The 15,849-nt window shown below is 31.7% G+C and carries 19 protein-coding genes and 4 pseudogenes; 5 read left to right on the top strand and 18 right to left on the bottom strand.

The window, feature by feature from the left end; genetic code table 11:
• Positions 1–249: 249 nt before the first annotated feature.
• From sufB to sufC, 5 genes are all read right to left on the bottom strand, one after another.
• Complete coding sequence (gene sufB, locus ACF91D_RS12870; protein WP_017722380.1) at positions 250–1,647, bottom strand: Fe-S cluster assembly protein SufB; 1,398 nt, start codon at positions 1,645–1,647, stop codon at positions 250–252.
• Positions 1,648–1,826: 179 nt separating this feature from the next.
• Positions 1,827–2,276 (bottom strand): Fe-S cluster assembly sulfur transfer protein SufU, encoded by a 450-nt coding sequence (sufU, locus tag ACF91D_RS12865; RefSeq protein ID WP_069792479.1) that lies wholly within the window; start codon positions 2,274–2,276, stop codon positions 1,827–1,829.
• Positions 2,266–3,504, bottom strand: coding sequence for a cysteine desulfurase (locus tag ACF91D_RS12860; protein WP_237282897.1), 1,239 nt, complete (start codon positions 3,502–3,504; stop codon positions 2,266–2,268). The genes sufU and ACF91D_RS12860 overlap by 11 nt, the downstream gene beginning before the upstream one ends.
• Positions 3,505–3,655: 151 nt before the next feature.
• On the bottom strand, positions 3,656–4,963 hold the full coding sequence (gene sufD / locus ACF91D_RS12855; RefSeq protein ID WP_039067861.1) for a Fe-S cluster assembly protein SufD: 1,308 nt from the start codon (positions 4,961–4,963) through the stop codon (positions 3,656–3,658).
• Between the two features lie 101 nt (positions 4,964–5,064).
• Positions 5,065–5,826 (bottom strand): Fe-S cluster assembly ATPase SufC, encoded by a 762-nt coding sequence (sufC, locus tag ACF91D_RS12850; RefSeq protein WP_017722384.1) that lies wholly within the window; start codon positions 5,824–5,826, stop codon positions 5,065–5,067.
• A 364-nt stretch (positions 5,827–6,190) separates the two neighbouring features.
• Between sufC and popT the strand changes: the two genes are divergently transcribed.
• Both popT and ACF91D_RS12840 read left to right on the top strand, forming a co-directional pair.
• On the top strand, positions 6,191–7,039 hold the full coding sequence (gene popT / locus ACF91D_RS12845) for a polyprenyl-phosphate transporter PopT (RefSeq protein ID WP_101094358.1): 849 nt from the start codon (positions 6,191–6,193) through the stop codon (positions 7,037–7,039).
• 181 nt (positions 7,040–7,220) lie between these two features.
• Positions 7,221–8,249 (top strand): hemolysin family protein, encoded by a 1,029-nt coding sequence (locus ACF91D_RS12840; RefSeq protein WP_208182254.1) that lies wholly within the window; start codon positions 7,221–7,223, stop codon positions 8,247–8,249.
• 609 nt (positions 8,250–8,858) lie between these two features.
• Here the strand turns inward: ACF91D_RS12840 and ACF91D_RS12835 are convergent.
• The gene (locus tag ACF91D_RS12835; RefSeq protein ID WP_327621042.1) at positions 8,859–8,975 is read right to left on the bottom strand and encodes a VraH family peptide resistance protein; all 117 of its coding nucleotides are present in this window, start codon (positions 8,973–8,975) and stop codon (positions 8,859–8,861) included.
• Positions 8,976–9,049: 74 nt separating this feature from the next.
• Between ACF91D_RS12835 and ACF91D_RS12830 the strand changes: the two are divergent.
• Positions 9,050–9,375: pseudogene (locus ACF91D_RS12830) on the top strand (transposase); the annotation flags it as partial.
• Here ACF91D_RS12830 and ACF91D_RS12825 read toward each other — a convergent pair.
• From ACF91D_RS12825 to ACF91D_RS12785, 9 genes and pseudogenes are all read right to left on the bottom strand, one after another.
• Positions 9,368–9,568 carry a hypothetical protein gene (locus tag ACF91D_RS12825; RefSeq protein WP_039069874.1) on the bottom strand — a complete coding sequence of 67 codons (201 nt, stop codon included), beginning with the start codon at positions 9,566–9,568 and terminating at the stop codon, positions 9,368–9,370. The pseudogene ACF91D_RS12830 and the gene ACF91D_RS12825 sit on opposite strands and share 8 nt — an antisense overlap.
• Before the next feature lie 21 nt (positions 9,569–9,589).
• Positions 9,590–10,126: a hypothetical protein gene (locus ACF91D_RS12820; protein WP_052253484.1), complete on the bottom strand. Its 537-nt coding sequence runs from the start codon at positions 10,124–10,126 to the stop codon at positions 9,590–9,592.
• A gap of 174 nt (positions 10,127–10,300) precedes the next feature.
• A complete protein-coding gene (locus tag ACF91D_RS12815) occupies positions 10,301–10,750 on the bottom strand; it encodes an AraC family transcriptional regulator (RefSeq protein WP_158262131.1) in 450 nt (149 codons plus the stop codon).
• Between the two features lie 118 nt (positions 10,751–10,868).
• Positions 10,869–11,422 (bottom strand): annotated as a pseudogene (locus tag ACF91D_RS12810) (terminase small subunit).
• A gap of 56 nt (positions 11,423–11,478) precedes the next feature.
• On the bottom strand, positions 11,479–11,676 hold the full coding sequence (locus tag ACF91D_RS12805) for a hypothetical protein (RefSeq protein ID WP_327621026.1): 198 nt from the start codon (positions 11,674–11,676) through the stop codon (positions 11,479–11,481).
• Positions 11,677–11,678: 2 nt separating this feature from the next.
• Positions 11,679–12,275 carry a pathogenicity island protein gene (locus tag ACF91D_RS12800; RefSeq protein ID WP_208182251.1) on the bottom strand — a complete coding sequence of 199 codons (597 nt, stop codon included), beginning with the start codon at positions 12,273–12,275 and terminating at the stop codon, positions 11,679–11,681.
• A gap of 15 nt (positions 12,276–12,290) precedes the next feature.
• Entirely contained in the window at positions 12,291–12,461 is a 171-nt protein-coding gene (locus ACF91D_RS12795; protein WP_155278125.1) for a hypothetical protein, read from the bottom strand.
• Positions 12,436–13,008, bottom strand: a complete 573-nt coding sequence (locus tag ACF91D_RS12790) for a hypothetical protein (protein ID WP_069792486.1) — start codon at positions 13,006–13,008, stop codon at positions 12,436–12,438. The genes ACF91D_RS12795 and ACF91D_RS12790 overlap by 26 nt, the downstream gene beginning before the upstream one ends.
• 3 nt (positions 13,009–13,011) lie before the next feature.
• Positions 13,012–13,347 (bottom strand): annotated as a pseudogene (locus ACF91D_RS12785) (pathogenicity island protein).
• A gap of 511 nt (positions 13,348–13,858) precedes the next feature.
• On the opposite strand from ACF91D_RS12785, the gene ACF91D_RS12780 reads away from it, so the two are divergent.
• Positions 13,859–14,074 (top strand): hypothetical protein, encoded by a 216-nt coding sequence (locus ACF91D_RS12780; protein WP_039068734.1) that lies wholly within the window; start codon positions 13,859–13,861, stop codon positions 14,072–14,074.
• A 432-nt stretch (positions 14,075–14,506) separates the two neighbouring features.
• Here the strand turns inward: ACF91D_RS12780 and ACF91D_RS12775 are convergent, their stop codons facing one another.
• The 3 genes from ACF91D_RS12775 to ACF91D_RS12765 form a co-directional block, all read right to left on the bottom strand.
• Positions 14,507–14,752: an ATP-binding protein gene (locus ACF91D_RS12775; RefSeq protein WP_392437135.1), complete on the bottom strand. Its 246-nt coding sequence runs from the start codon at positions 14,750–14,752 to the stop codon at positions 14,507–14,509.
• Between the two features lie 211 nt (positions 14,753–14,963).
• Positions 14,964–15,287 carry a hypothetical protein gene (locus tag ACF91D_RS12770; protein ID WP_119571399.1) on the bottom strand — a complete coding sequence of 108 codons (324 nt, stop codon included), beginning with the start codon at positions 15,285–15,287 and terminating at the stop codon, positions 14,964–14,966.
• Positions 15,284–15,532 carry a DnaD domain protein gene (locus ACF91D_RS12765; RefSeq protein ID WP_081324993.1) on the bottom strand — a complete coding sequence of 83 codons (249 nt, stop codon included), beginning with the start codon at positions 15,530–15,532 and terminating at the stop codon, positions 15,284–15,286. Before ACF91D_RS12765 ends, ACF91D_RS12770 begins: the two co-directional genes overlap by 4 nt.
• On the opposite strand from ACF91D_RS12765, the pseudogene ACF91D_RS12760 reads away from it, so the two are divergent.
• Positions 15,474–15,788 (top strand): annotated as a pseudogene (locus tag ACF91D_RS12760) (tyrosine-type recombinase/integrase); the annotation flags it as partial. The gene ACF91D_RS12765 and the pseudogene ACF91D_RS12760 sit on opposite strands and share 59 nt — an antisense overlap.
• Positions 15,789–15,849: the final 61 nt, after the last annotated feature.

Below are 15,849 nucleotides of genomic sequence, written 5' to 3'. Positions count from 1 at the left end.
TATGATAATTTGCGTAATCGTATCTTACTAACTTCACGACTTTATGCTTCTCCAATCAAAAAAGAGATTAAGCAACCTAAGGTTGCCTAATCTCAAAAATGGTATCAGTCCTCTTTGACAAAGAGCCATTTATATACAAAAAAGCACGATACAATACGCATATTCGGCAACATTTAAAAGTAAATGGTATCAAAATGGTATCAATCGTGCTTTTTTCATATTAAAAGGTTGAAAGGACGGGGCTCAAACCTATCCGATACTACCTTCCATTTCAAATTTAATTAAACGGTTCATCTCAACCGCATATTCCATTGGCAATTCTTTTGTAAATGGTTCAATGAAGCCCATTACAATCATTTCAGTCGCTTCTTCTTCAGAAATACCACGACTCATCAAGTAGAATAATTGTTCTTCAGATACTTTTGAAACTTTCGCTTCGTGTTCTAAAGAAATATTATCGTTGAATACTTCGTTGTATGGGATTGTATCTGAAGTAGATTCATTATCTAAGATTAAAGTATCACATTCGATGTTTGAACGTGCACCCTTAGCTTTACGTCCAAAGTGAACGATACCACGATAAACAACTTTACCGCCATCTTTAGAAATTGATTTAGAAACAATTGTTGAAGAAGTATTTGGCGCTTTATGAATCATCTTAGCACCAGCATCTTGTACTTGTCCTTTACCTGCAAATGCAATAGATAAAGTACTACCTTTGGCACCTTCACCCATTAATACACAGTTTGGATATTTCATTGTTAATTTAGAACCTAAGTTACCATCAACCCATTCCATGTTACCATTTTCATGAACTAACGTACGTTTTGTAACTAAGTTATAAACGTTGTTTGCCCAGTTTTGGATTGTTGTATAACGAACATGTGCGTCTTTATGAACGATGATTTCAACTACTGCTGAGTGAAGTGAGCTCGTTGAGTAAACAGGTGCTGTACAACCTTCAACATAGTTAACAGATGCACCTTCATCAGCGATGATTAATGTACGTTCAAATTGTCCCATATTTTCAGAGTTAATACGGAAATATGCTTGTAATGGTGTATCTAATTTAATGTTTTTAGGTACATAAATGAATGAACCACCAGACCAAACAGCTGAGTTTAATGCTGAGAACTTGTTGTCTGCAGCAGGTACAACTGTTGAAAAATATTGTCTGAATAACTCTTCATTTTCTCTTAATGCACTATCTGTATCTTTAAAGATAATTCCTTTATCCTCAAGTTCTTTTTCCATATTATGGTAAACAACTTCAGATTCATATTGTGCAGAAACACCAGCAAGGTATTTTTGTTCTGCTTCAGGAATACCTAATTTATCAAAAGTACGTTTGATTTCTTCAGGTACCTCATCCCACGAACGTTCTGTATTTTCAGATGGTTTAACATAGTATGTGATGTCATCAAAGTCCAATTCAGATAAGTCTCCACCCCATTGTGGCATAGGCATTTTGTAGAATTGTTTTAATGATTTCAATCTATAGTTAAGCATCCATTCTGGTTCATCTTTCATGCTTGAAATTTCACGGACAATATTTTCCGTCAAACCACGTTCTGATCTAAAAATGGAAACATCTTCATCATGGAAACCATATTGATAATCCCCAACATCAGGTGCTTTTTTAGCCATTTAAATCACTCCTTTTATATATTAAAAACGACTTACGTGCAAAATCATTTGTGTTTTACTTTTTATATGCTGTTTAAATAGGCAATGTATTAAACCTTTAGCTACATTAGCTATCATGGTGTAATTCCTAGTTTGAATGGAATTTTACACATTGTCAATGCATCGACTTCAGTTTAATCTTAGTCTTCAGTATTGCCTTCTTTTTCAACTGTACCCTTTTCGAGTGCTTTCCATGCTAATGTGGCACATTTAATACGTGCAGGGAATTGAGCAACGCCTTGTAAGGCTTCAATATCACCCATATCTTCGCTAATTTCATAATCTTCACCAAGCATCATTTTAGAAAATTCTTGGCTCATTTTCATAGCATCTGCTAATGAATGACCTTTTACGGCTTCGGTCATCATTGAAGCACTAGACATGGAAATTGAACAACCTTCCCCATCAAATTTAGCATCTTTTATGAAACCATCTTCAATATCAAACGTAAGATGAATGCGGTCCCCACACGTTGGATTATTCATATCAACGGTCATAGAACCATTATCTAAAGTACCTTTATTTCTCGGACTTTTATAATGATCCATAATCACTGAACGATACAACTGATTTAAATTATTAAAATTCATATGAGAAAAACTCCTTCGTCTGTTTCAACGCTTCGACGAGTTGGTCAATATCTTCTTGTGTGTTATAAATATAAAAACTTGCGCGTGCAGTAGAAGATTGATTCAACCACTTCATAAGTGGTTGTGCACAGTGATGCCCAGCTCTTACAGCCACTCCTTCAGTATCTACCGCAGTTGCTACATCATGCGCATGAACATCAGTCATATTGAATGTAATAACACCAGCGCGTCTTTCTTTCGCAGGTCCATAAATTTCAATACCATCTATCTCTGACATCTTGTCGTAAGCGTACTGTGTTAATGCTGTTTCATGTTGTTGGATCTCTTCGAAACCTAGGCTTTCAATATATCTTACCGCTTCAGCTAAGCCAATTGCTTGCGCTATTAATGGTGTACCAGCTTCAAATTTAGTAGGTAAGTCAGCCCATGAAGCTTCATATTTGCCTACAAAATCAATCATATCTCCGCCAAATTCAATTGGTTCCATTTTATTAAGTAACGCGCGTTTACCATATAAAACACCAATACCTGTCGGACCAAGCATTTTATGACCACTAAAGCTGTAAAAATCAACATCTAATTCTTGCATATCCAATGCCATGTGAGGCGCTGCTTGTGCACCATCCACGCTAATGATTGCGCCATGTTCATGTGCAACTTCTGTTATTGCTTTGATATCATTAATTGTGCCAAGTACGTTGGATACGTGTGCTACAGCTACAATTTTTGTATTATCATTAATTGTAGCTTTGACATCTTCAATTGCTAATTCTCCGTCGTCAGTCATTGGGATAAATTTTAATGATGCATTTTTACGCTTAGCCAATTGTTGCCATGGCACGATGTTAGCATGATGTTCCATCTCCGTGACGACAATTTCATCGCCTTCTGAAATGTTAGCATCCCCATAACTGTGAGCGACAATATTTATTGATGCTGTTGTACCTCTAGTGAAAATGACTTCTTCAAAGTATTTTGCATTAATAAAACGTCTCACTGTTTCACGAGCACTTTCATAACCATCTGTCGCTAATGACCCTAATGTGTGTACACCACGATGTACATTTGAATTATAACGTTTATAATAATCAGCCATTGCATCAATAACTTGCACGGGTGTCTGACTAGTAGCAGTTGTATCTAAATAAGCCAAGCGATTGCCATTAACTTGTTGATTGAGAATTGGAAAATCTTTTATAATTTCAGTAACATTTAAAGTATCAGTCAAATTACTCACAGGCCTTCCTTTATTAAAAATCAATATGCAGACCTTAGCAAAGGTTCAGTCACAATTGATAGATCGTTATACTATTTTTATCGCTACGGTCAAAATTGGACTTCCCGCTTTAATTACTATTGTCTTAACTTCAATTTTAACTCTATTTATTTACTTTTAATTCAATTACTTCACGTAATTGACGTTTAACATCTTCAATTGGTAGTTCACGAACTACTGGATCTAAGAAACCATGAATAACTAGGCGCTCTGCTTCTCTACGAGAAATACCACGACTCATTAAGTAGTATAATTGCTCTGGGTCTACGCGGCCAACTGAAGCTGCGTGTCCTGCTTCTACATCATCTTCATCAATTAATAAAATTGGGTTAGCATCCCCACGAGCATTTTCAGATAACATCAATACACGAGATTCTTGGTTAGCATTTGATTTAGCGCCACCATGTTTGATGTATCCAATACCATTAAATACTGTTGAGGCACTTTCAAGCATAACACCGTGTTTTAAAATATAGCCATTTGTTTCTTTACCATATTGAACAATTTTTGATGTTAAATTAACTTTTTGGCTACCTGTACCAACAACAACAGATTTTAATTCACTTTCTGAACGGTCACCAATTAAGTTTGTTGTATTATCAATAATCTGGCTACCTTCATTCATAAGTCCAAGTGCCCAATTAATTGTAGCATCTGCTTGAGTAACGCCACGGCGGATAATATGACCAGTAAAGCCTTTATCTAAATAATCTACAGAACCATAAGTGATTTTTGAGTTTGCTCCTGCATTTACTTCTGAAATGATATTCAATTGGTTGCCTTCTCCGCTAGCATTTGATAGATAGTTTTCAACATATGTCACTTCTGCACTTTCCTCTGTGCTAATAATGACATGATTGTAGAAACTTGCTTGTTCATCGTCATGTAAGACAACATATTGAATTGGATGTTCTACAACTACATTTTTAGGTACATATACAAATACGCCACCGTTTAATAATGCTGTGTGTAATGCTGTTAATCTGTGTTCATCAACAGTAACAGTTTCATTCATGAAATATTGTTTTACTAAATCTGGATGATTAACTAATGCCTCAGATAAACCTTCAACAATAACGCCATCATTTTTTGCAGAATCAGAAACTTTAGTAAAAGCCAATGTATTATTATGTTGAATAATCAAATTCTCAGAATTATCTATATCGATAATATCTTTTACTGCTTCTGGTAATTCTTCTAACGTATGATATACGCTACCTATTGTTTCGTGTTGCTTAAATGAGTCAAAATCCCATCTGTTAATTTTTGTTTTATCTGGTTTTGGCATTTCTAAAGTTTCAGTTAATTTTAACGCTTCTTTACGTAATTCTGTTAGCCAAGTAGGTTCATTATGGGCTTGTGAATATTCAACTAGTTGCGCTTCAGAAATGTTCAAAGTTTCAGTCGTCATACTTTTTTCCTCCCATTTGATGATTGTATGATTTAATTCATCGGTATAAATCAAGACCTTAAATCTTCATCTAAATTAATATGTTTAATATGAGTTGAGACTTATTCTGTAGCACCATACTCTTCTTTAACCCATTCGTAACCTTCTTCTTCAAGACGCTTAGCTAATTCTGGACCACCAGAAGTAACTACTTTACCGCCATACATAACGTGAACATGATCAGGCGTAATGTAATTTAATAGACGTTGATAGTGCGTGATAATTAATGAGCCAAATTCGTCTCCACGCATTTGGTTGATTCCTTTAGAAACAACTTTTAATGCATCAATATCTAAACCTGAGTCAATTTCATCTAAAATAGCGAATTTTGGTTCTAACATCATTAATTGAAGAATTTCATTACGTTTCTTCTCACCACCAGAGAAACCTTCATTTAAGTAACGTTGTGCCATATCTTGATCGATATCTAAGTAATCCATTTCTTTATCAAGTTTTTTGATAAATTGCATTAAATTAATTTCTTCACCTTCTTCACGTTTAGCATTTATTGCTGAACGCATGAAGTCTGCATTTGTTACACCAGTGATTTCTGATGGATATTGCATTGCTAAGAAAAGACCGGCTTTTGCACGTTCGTCAACTTCTAATTCTAAGATATTAACGCCGTCTAAGATTACTTCCCCTTTTGTTACTTCAAAGCTTGGGTGACCCATGATTGCTGATGATAATGTTGATTTACCAGTACCATTTGGTCCCATAACTGCGTGTATTTCACCTGTGTTGATTGTTAAATTAACACCTTTTAGAATCTCTTTATCTTCTATAGACACATGTAGGTCTTTAATTTCTAATGTTGATGGCATACATATTCCCTCCGTATTATATGATATGTTTTTCCTATCTAGTTTATAATAATTTTAATCTACAGTCAAAAGACTGAGCACTTGTTACATCATCTAATTATAACGTAGTTATATATGAATATAAACCTTTTCTAGTGCTAAATTAAAATCGTTATTAAAACACAATAATTTTCGATAATATTACTATGTTTTCTGTAAATGATAAAAATATCCTTAATGTTCTCAATGCAATAAATTCTCTTTTTTACATTAATCCACATTATAAATATGGTATCTACATCATTTAGCTTCTTAGTGTTTATAATATTGTATTTCATTTTTTTATGCTAATATCATTACTACATTATTAAAAAAGGAGAAAGATATGTCAAAAATTAAATGGTCTAATTTATGGAAAGGTTTTGCAATGGGCACGACTGATTTAGTCCCTGGAGTAAGCGGTGGAACAATTGCACTGTTGCTAGGTATCTATGATGATTTCATACGTTCCGTTAGTGGGATTTTTTCAAAACGATTTTGGGAAAGTCTGAAATTTTTAATTCCTATTGGTCTGGGTATGGTTATCGCAATTGGAGTATTAAGTAAACTTATTAATTATTTACTTAGCTCACATACAGTACCAACAATGTTCTTTTTTGTTGGACTTATCGGAGGAATTATTCCTTATCTATTGAAAACTTCTAAATTCAAACAAACGTTTAGTATACAGCACTATATATTGTTGTTATTAGGTATCATTATTATAGTGGTTATTACTTTGCTAAATAATGGAGATAAACACGCTGGAGAAACTTTAACATTAGATTTCGGTTTAATGATCAAATATTTTATAGCGGGTGTTTGTGCTTCTAGTGCTATGTTACTACCTGGTATATCAGGTTCGTTCATGTTACTCGTCTTTGGCGTTTATGGCACAGTAATGTTTGCTATTTCAGAATTTCTGTCATTAAACTTTGCAGCAGTACCTGTTTTATTAACTGTAGGCTTGGGTATTATTTGTGGATTTTTATTCTCAAGTAAATTAATTCAGTATTTACTATCCTATTATACGTTTCTCACATACGCCCTTATTATAGGCTTTGTAGTTGGCTCACTTTATGCAGTGTTCCCAGGTCTACCTGGCACTTTTATAACTTGGATAATTTCAATCATTACACTTATATTAGGATTTATTATAAGTTATAAATTAGGAAAAATTACAGCAGATGACTAATGATTTTTTAATTGGTATTGCATTTATTTACAAATTAAATTAATAGCCATTCATTATCGTTCAACCATCTTATTTCACATAAAGTAATTCTTTACACTAGCTATGAACCTGTACTTTTTATATAATAGAATACCAATCAGAAATGATTGAATAACAATATATCGGAGGAATTAATTAATTTTTGGGAACCTTTATTAGTTTAATTACATTTATTTTATTATTAGCTTTAACCGCATTCTTTGTGGCCACAGAATTCGCAATCGTTAAAGTTAGAACATCAAGGATTAACTCACTTGCGAATGCAGAAAATAAAAAAGCAGTTGCCGCACAAAAAGTAGTATCACACTTAGATGAATATCTCGCTGCTTGTCAACTCGGTATAACAATTACAGCTTTAGGTATTGGTATGGTCGGTGAATCTACGTTTGAGTTTTTATTACATCCTATTTTTAGTAGCTTAGGCCTTTCAGAAACAATGATTCATATATTCACATTAATTAGTGCGTTTGTAATTGCAACTTATTTACACGTTGTGGTTGGTGAAATGGCACCTAAAACAATTGCAATCCAAAAAGCCGAACAAATCACATTACTCATTGCTAAGCCAATTATCATGTTTTACAAATTATTTTATCCATTTATATACATTCTTAACGGCTCGGCAAGATTAATTTTAAAAATGTTTGGCATGCAACCTGCTAAAGAAAGTGAATTATATCATTCAGAAGAAGAATTAAAACTATTAATTAAAGAAAGTCATGAAGGCGGAGAAATTTCTGAAAATGAGTTAACACACATTAACCGTGCTTTCGCATTTGATGAAATGAAAATTGCGGATGGTTACTTGCCACTTGAACAAGTCTCAGTTATTGATATTAATAGTAATATTGACGAAACTAAAGCATACGTAAGTAACGCAAACTACACAAGATTTCCTGTGATTAAAGACACTTCTACACAAATTGTAGGTTATATACATGCAAAAGATCTATTAAGTAATGAAATAAACTCGCTTACAGAAATCACTCATAAGATTCTTAAAATCAAATTAAATTCAAAATATCATCAAGTCTTAGAGCAAATGAAATCACACCAAATTCATATAGCTTTAGTGGAAGATGAACAACAAAACCCGCTTGGTATTATCACAATGGAAAACATTTTAGAAAACATTGTCGGTGATATTAAAGACGAATACGATCAATCTTAATAATCAAAATAAGTACAAATGATTCCGAGGCATAAATGAATGTCTCGGTTTTTACGTATTTAATTATCTATAGTTGTGTTTAAAATTTCAAAAAGAAATACTAAACTAGATATCCTTGTTAGAGTTAGATTAATATGACAGAATTATTAAAATGAAAATTGATTTTTAGAACTCTAGATTGTGAGTAATTTCATTCAATTTTTATTTAGTGAAATGTCACAAATAAAACCCGACACATAACTTATATACGTTTTCATCTATACTGAAATGAAAATGCATATAACATAATTGTCGGGTTTAATAATAATAAAATATCAATAGCGAAAATGATATTTCATTCATGTTATATATTAATAATAGAGCTTCATCAAGATGCATGACTCTCATTCTTTTAAGTTCTCCCATTACAGTTAAAATTAATAATTTATAACTAATAACATTAAATATTCAAAGTAACAATCATACCTTTTACATTTAACTTAGCTAATCTATCAATTAAAACTTAATTATATTTTACACCTTAGAATTGTTTAATTCAAACTCAACTGCTAGGAAATACTTTATTACTCTTTCTGTTAGTATTAAATTTAAATACTAATTAATTTCAACCTATTTTTTGAAATTCTTATCAAACCAAAGTAAATAGACGATAGCACCAACTGGTACACCGACCAATGGCGTTGTAACCAAACTTACAACAAACACACAGGCTATAATCGTTAATATATCATTAGTACGTCACTTTTTATTTAATAAGTAATTCCACATTTCTTTTAGACTCATTTCAATCCACTCCTTAATATTTAAAAGTCCAAATCAATCAAAAGCTTTCAGAACCAGAAACAAAAGAAATCTACAATCAAAGAAAAATGGATGTAGAACCTGTTTTTGGATTTATGAAGGCTATTTTGGGTTTCACTCGAATGTCGGTTAGAGGCATAAATAAAGTCAAAAGAGAACTTGGATTTGTATTAATGGCACTTAATATAAGAAAAGTAGTAGCTCAACGAGCTAACTATAATCAAAATAATAATGAAAAAGGCAATTTCTATATTATTTCAATAGAAATTGCCTTTTTTGTTAGTCTGAGATGTTTATGTCCCAGCCTCTATCTTATGCTACTTAAATCCTTTTCGCTTAATTTGTCTAAATGTAAAAATACCAAAGATTATAATAAATAGCCCTTGAGTGCATCTAATTAAAGTTGAACTAAAATCTATCGCTCCAACATTTAATGTTTCTCCTATAACTGGTATAACTATATTAAACGCTAGCAAGAATAAAGTAATTCCTACTAAAACTTGTTGTGACTTAGGCATAAAAACTCTCCTATTTATAAATTATAGTATGACTGCAACAAATGTTGCTGCAACTCCATCTGCTGCCACTTTATTTAATCCAGCATTTTTTTGCAAATAATCACTTATGATTACTGTTGCCTTTTTCTGAGATTGTGCAAGCATGTTAACTAAATTGGTTACAGATTTGTAATGTAATGCTACAAGCTCTTGACCAGAAGTAGTTTCTATTTTTTTAATCATTTTATCCCAGCCTTTTTGGCCAACCTTTTTCATTACAGCTCTTATACCTTCTGCTGCTGCTTTTGCAGCTATTGTCGCTTTACCACGTTCTTCTGAAGCTGCTATGTTATTCTTTAATTCTTGTTTAACTGATGGGTCTTTAAAATCACTCTCTGGCATTTCATTAATTGCTTTAATCCAAGCTTCTTTATACTTAATATACTCTTCTTTTGCTTGTTGGTCATTATTTTTCTCTGTAGTAGCTGCTTTCACTTGCGCTGAACTCATTGTTAAAGGTTGTAATAAAATCGTACTTGCTAAAAATACAGTGCTAAATTTCAAAAATTTGTTTTTCAAACCTATACCCCCTGTTTTTTAGTTCCCTACAACCACATTGTACATAACCTTTTATTTATTTGTTTTTTATTGCCCATATGTCTGAATTATGTTCCTAAATGTCTAATCTTAATAATTGAATGTAACGATAACAAATAACCCACTAACATTTCTGCCAATAGATGATTACGGTGGTCAATATTTAATTGGTATACATATATCACACTCGTGTTGTTCTACAACGTTTACTATGTATCTTTCCATAATCACTCTTGTATTATCATACTCATACCTACTTTCACTAACAAGCTCATGCAAGCGCATGTACAAGTTTTGCACTGCTTGTGAAGTATGCTCTATTCTTAAAATAAGATATAAACCACCTTCAATATAACGATATTTTAATTGCTTCATATTTTTATCTTTTAGCACTACACAAACATCATATCGATAATTTAATGGATCTACTTCGTTAGGATTATCCAATGCTATACCATAAATAATTGTAGATTCATCCCATAACCCATTACCTTTAATTATATTTTTTAACTCTTCCATTAATACAATATTATTTTCCCCATATTCACCTATGTTTCTTAAATAACCTACAAAGGTATTTTCTATATTCTCAATATATTTTTTCATTTTATCATCTCCTCTATTACAAACTACTGCCATTTAAAATTTATTACAATATATATTTCAAAATCTTTTAAAAAAATTATTAAACCACCATCCTTTTATAAAGATAGTGGCTACAATACTAATCCCCCAACGGAACATCATTTATAATCTTAGTTCTATTAGGGTACTGCTTATCCATTTCTTCTTCTACTTCATCACCCCATTCACCAACATTAATGATTACTGGTGTATCTCCAGTAAGCTCATGATTATCTGTAAATAACGTGTGATACTTACCTAATAAATCACGCGTTTTTAAACGATCACTTACCTTAATAGGTACTTCAATCATCTCAACGCTTTCGTTGTAAATGATGTTGTATTTGCCTGTATCTGAATTCTTCACGTATTAACCACGTTTAGTGACTACCTCTTTCATTTCTGGTTCTTCTCCTACTGCTGCATTAGACAAAAGATGTAGTATCTCATTCGCAGTAAGCACATTATCATCAATAACCTTGCTTTTAACTTCATTGAGATAGTTTGCTATCTTTTTTCATTCTTTAATAGTCTACTGCCTTGTGTGTGGGCGCTCTATGGACTGTATCCTGCCTTGATAGCCGACTGTGTTAAGTTTAGTGTCTTTAGATATTCAGAGACAAACTTTGCTTGTCTTGGCTTTAATTCACTCATTCAATCACCTCTTTATAAAAAGGCTAGACATAAGCCCAGCCCAATTTTTTATACAATTAAATTTTTCTGTTTTTCTTAGCAAGTTCAAGTATTTTGTCGCCTGAACTCTTTTCACTTTTAGGCATATTAGCTTTAACATCTGCAATTACTGATTGCTTAATTGCATCTATAAATTCATCATCTAAGTTATAAGATTTCTTTAATTTATCTATTGTATTCTCAGTATTATTTAATTTATATTGTGTATTTGTCATTTCTATTTACCACCTTTAAATTTTAATTTTTTATGATGTATGAACGGTAATTCACTAACATTTATAAAATCACTGTATAATGTTTCTTTAAAGTTATTCCTTAATGCTAGAGTAATTGATTTATCATTTTGAGACTTCTTAAATATATCCTCACTTTGATACACATCAGTAAAATGTAAAAATTCATCTTCATAATCCTTATTTACACGTTCAATTTTGTCTACAACTACATTGTATTGATCTACGACAGTTTTTAATTCTTCAAGTAGTTCAACTTTTTCATTCGCATATAAATGCGGTAAGTCTTTTTGATGCTTCAATAATTCAATAGTTTTATTGTCTCTTGCGTCTTGTGAAACCTCTTTTTTCGTATCAAAACGCTTAGTTATGGCTTTCAATCTATTGTCATCTTCTGCAATTACAGTGAACAAGTCATCTGCTTTGGCATCTTCACCACTAGCAATTAATTCTTTATATTTAGATTGATTCGCCTTATTTTTAGCTTCCAGTTCTTGCTTTTGTTGTTCTAAATCTAAAATACTTTGTTCTTGATTATTAATATAATCATTATATTCATCGAATAAATGTTGTGTTTTCATTTTGTCACTCCTTATCTATCCATTAATTTTTAAAAATACTTTTTTATCTTCCAATACTTTTTCAAAGTCTTTATCTCCGCCATAATCCAACTTATCATCTGCCTTCTTGATTCTTGAGGGCTCTGTTTCATTAACGATTCTAGTTAAATTTTTTTCATATTCAGCAAGTGATCCATATTCTGCCATTTCTACTTTGCCCCTCTTCTTTAATTTGTTTCGCTTGTGCTTCATTATGCTCACGTCGTTTAATTTCTCGTAATTCATTTCTTTTTGTGCGATTATCTGTTACTAGTTTATACAATTCGCGCTTTAATATGTCTATAATATCTGGTATATAGGTGCCATGAGATTTCATATATCGCTTAATATCATTCTGTTCATTAATAGTGTACTTACCTATCACCTTATAAAAAGCTTTTAAGTCTCTTTGACTCTTTCGAACAAACTTATCCAACTTCTGCTTTTGCTCCATTATCTCTATTGCTAATGTCTCTAGCGGAAAAGCTTCATAGTATATTTGATGTAGGTATTCATCACTAGATAAACGTGGGTAAATGCGTTCATACATCATTTCTATATCTTCTTCTGCTCCACTTATCTTTTCTGAGATGTAGTAAGGATTAAATCTTGTAAGTAATTCATAATCACTAACTTCTTTTTTTACTTCGTATGTCATTGGTGGGTCATATGTGCCATATACAAGCTCTGATTGATTATCAATAATAATACTCACCTACTATACCTCTAGTTTCTTTATAGCTTCATAACGTCTCATACTGCCATCGATAAGCCTTTGTATACTGAGCATTGCTTGTTGTTGTTCTTCCTTATTACTAATCATGTAATAGCCACGTTGCGCCTTTTTATAGCTACAACCAATAGCATACCCATGTCGCTCAATTTAGTTACTAATTACTGATCTAATCCATCGTTCGTTTGTGCTATTTATCTCATAACCTAATTGATTTAATATCTTTTCTTTAGTAATATATTTATTCGAAGCATTTCTTATCACGTTGAGTATCTGCAAGTGGTCATCGGGTAAGGTTTGCTTCTTTTTTCTTTTACTAATGTCATTGTTTTTTCACCTCAATCCATTTTACTTTATACCTTTTTTACACGTTTAAAAAAACTAACGTTCGCTTTTTAATGCTGTTTTAAAACTGTTAAACATTTACAAAAATGCCTATATAACAACAATAGAATAGTTTTATCATACATAATCACACGATGCCATATATAGAACTAACGTTCTCTTTCGTGAACATTATTGCAATTTCATTATCTAACTCATAATAATAGAATTATTATCAAATCATTATTATAATTGGTGGTCTTTATGAAAAGGTATCTGTTACTTATCACTATGTTTTTTTCTGTCATATTAGGTTTATACATATATATCGGAGCAACATTTAACCTCTACTCGTTACATTTAGCTCCTCAAACATTAATTGGAATCTTTTTAATACTTGCAGGAGTAGTTCAATTATTAGGTGGTCCAAAACCATACTTAGCATATTTATTTATAATTGTTGGAATAGTTTTACTAATTTTAAATTAACAAGTAAAGGAGATTTATTATGAGCTTACCCGTCGCTATTATACTAGGAATTATCGCTATACCTATCTACGCTTACTTTTGGGCATCTATATTTCGTTGGGATAATAATAGAAAAGCTAAAGGTAACAACTTAAAGTTAATGAGAAAGAGCACGTTCTATTCGATTTTTATCGTGCATGCTATTTGTGCAGCTATCTTTGTTGTCATTGCAATCTATATCAGTTATTTTAAATAAGTTACTTTAAACTATATTGCCTTGCTAGCAAAGTACTGTAAATGATATTACGATTGATATAAACCAACTACTATTGGATAAACTTTTTTATGTGACCAATATTAATCATTTTTGATTAACATTACTTTTCCTTCAATCCAATCGGACTTTTTTGTCCGTTTGCTATAGCTCTTTTTTGAGCATGTACTTTTGGTTACTCTTTTTTCGGAAACAAATAATGCCGTAACAATTTGTAACATCGCGTTTCACGCCCCCACCCCACACTCTAAATTGTCATCAATTATCATCATGAAAGAACGAAACGTGCCCCCTTATATACTCAGAACATTTGCATTTCTTAACAATTTTTAACAAAAAGGGAGCACCCAAATAGGTACCCCTTGCGTGAAAACATTATGAAAAACTACAGTATATAGCCACCGGTTTATGAAATTAATTTTTACGACTTTTAAGTCTGTAATCTTCACCAGACATTTTTATAGTTGTTGTATTTTTCATCATTCTTGAGAATATCTTTGAAAGATCTTTATCTCCCATTAATTCTTTTTCAGTGTTATTTGTAGTAAAAATATTGTTTTGTCCTGTTCTTAGATTAAGGACATCAAATATTTTAGATTTTCCATAGTTTGTAAGAGACATTCCATAATCATCAAGAACTAAGAAATCTACGTCTTTAATAATGGTATCTAGTTCTTTTTCAGTCGTATCAGAATGCTTATTATAAGTATCTCTGTAGGTAGATACTTACTGAGTAACATCAGCGAACAATACAGTATATCCTTGCGCCTTTAATTCATTAAGGGCTAGACGATTTTCCTAGTCCAAATGACCCCTGCAAAAGCAATGAGCACTTATTTTCTTTTTCCATTGAAAATTTAGATACATATCTCTAAATAATTTGCTTTGATCTGGTTAAATTCTCATTCGGCGGAATATAATTATCAAACGTAGCATTTTTCAAATCATCATTTAACATTGAATGATTAAAAATACTGTTAATCTTTCCACGTTTAATCTTATCCTTATACCTACTAGTGCTATTTTTAGCTAATTCAATCATTTCGCAATCACAACCTATACGCACTTCACTACCATTACTAAACCTTACATAATCATATAGATTGCCACAGCGTTCGCATCTTAAATCATTTTCTTGTTTCTCAATGCTATATTTTAATTTAGATTTCATATCCATTTCATCTATACTTTTCATAAAGGACCTCCATTATCAAATGCATTCAAGTATTGTTGTCTTTCTGGTGAATTAAGCCAATCATCTTCTTCATTACTTGAACTAGTTTTTTCACGTTTATTCTTTCTAGCTTGTACATCTTCTATTGATTTTATATTGTCGTTATACCAAGATTTCAGAATCGCATTTGTATAATTCCAATTAGTTACATTTAAAACAAAGTTAAGTAAACTAAACACTTTGAAAAGATTTGTCGATGAAGACATTTTAATCAACAAAATAACACTCTCTTATGCATAAAAAGTATTCGATGAAATAGATAATAAAGGCTATGTATATCAAGTAAACAAAGAAGCATTAAGTATATTTAAACACGTATTTGAGTACGCTAGACGCATATATAAATTACAAGATTTGGAATTCTTAAAAGATATTACGCTAAACAAAAAAATCAAAACGTATGATGAGATTAAAAACAAGCGTAATAAATATCTTGAGTTAAATGAAATAGATGGGTGTATCTTTTATGCTTTGTATTCGATAATTTTCAAACACTACCCTTTTTCTAATTAAAGTTAAACAA

The organism is Staphylococcus sp. 231237_7MaSpsaltlick, assembly GCF_043107035.1.
Note: the sequence above shows the minus strand (reverse complement) of the source record. Positions and strands in the feature narration are given on the sequence as shown.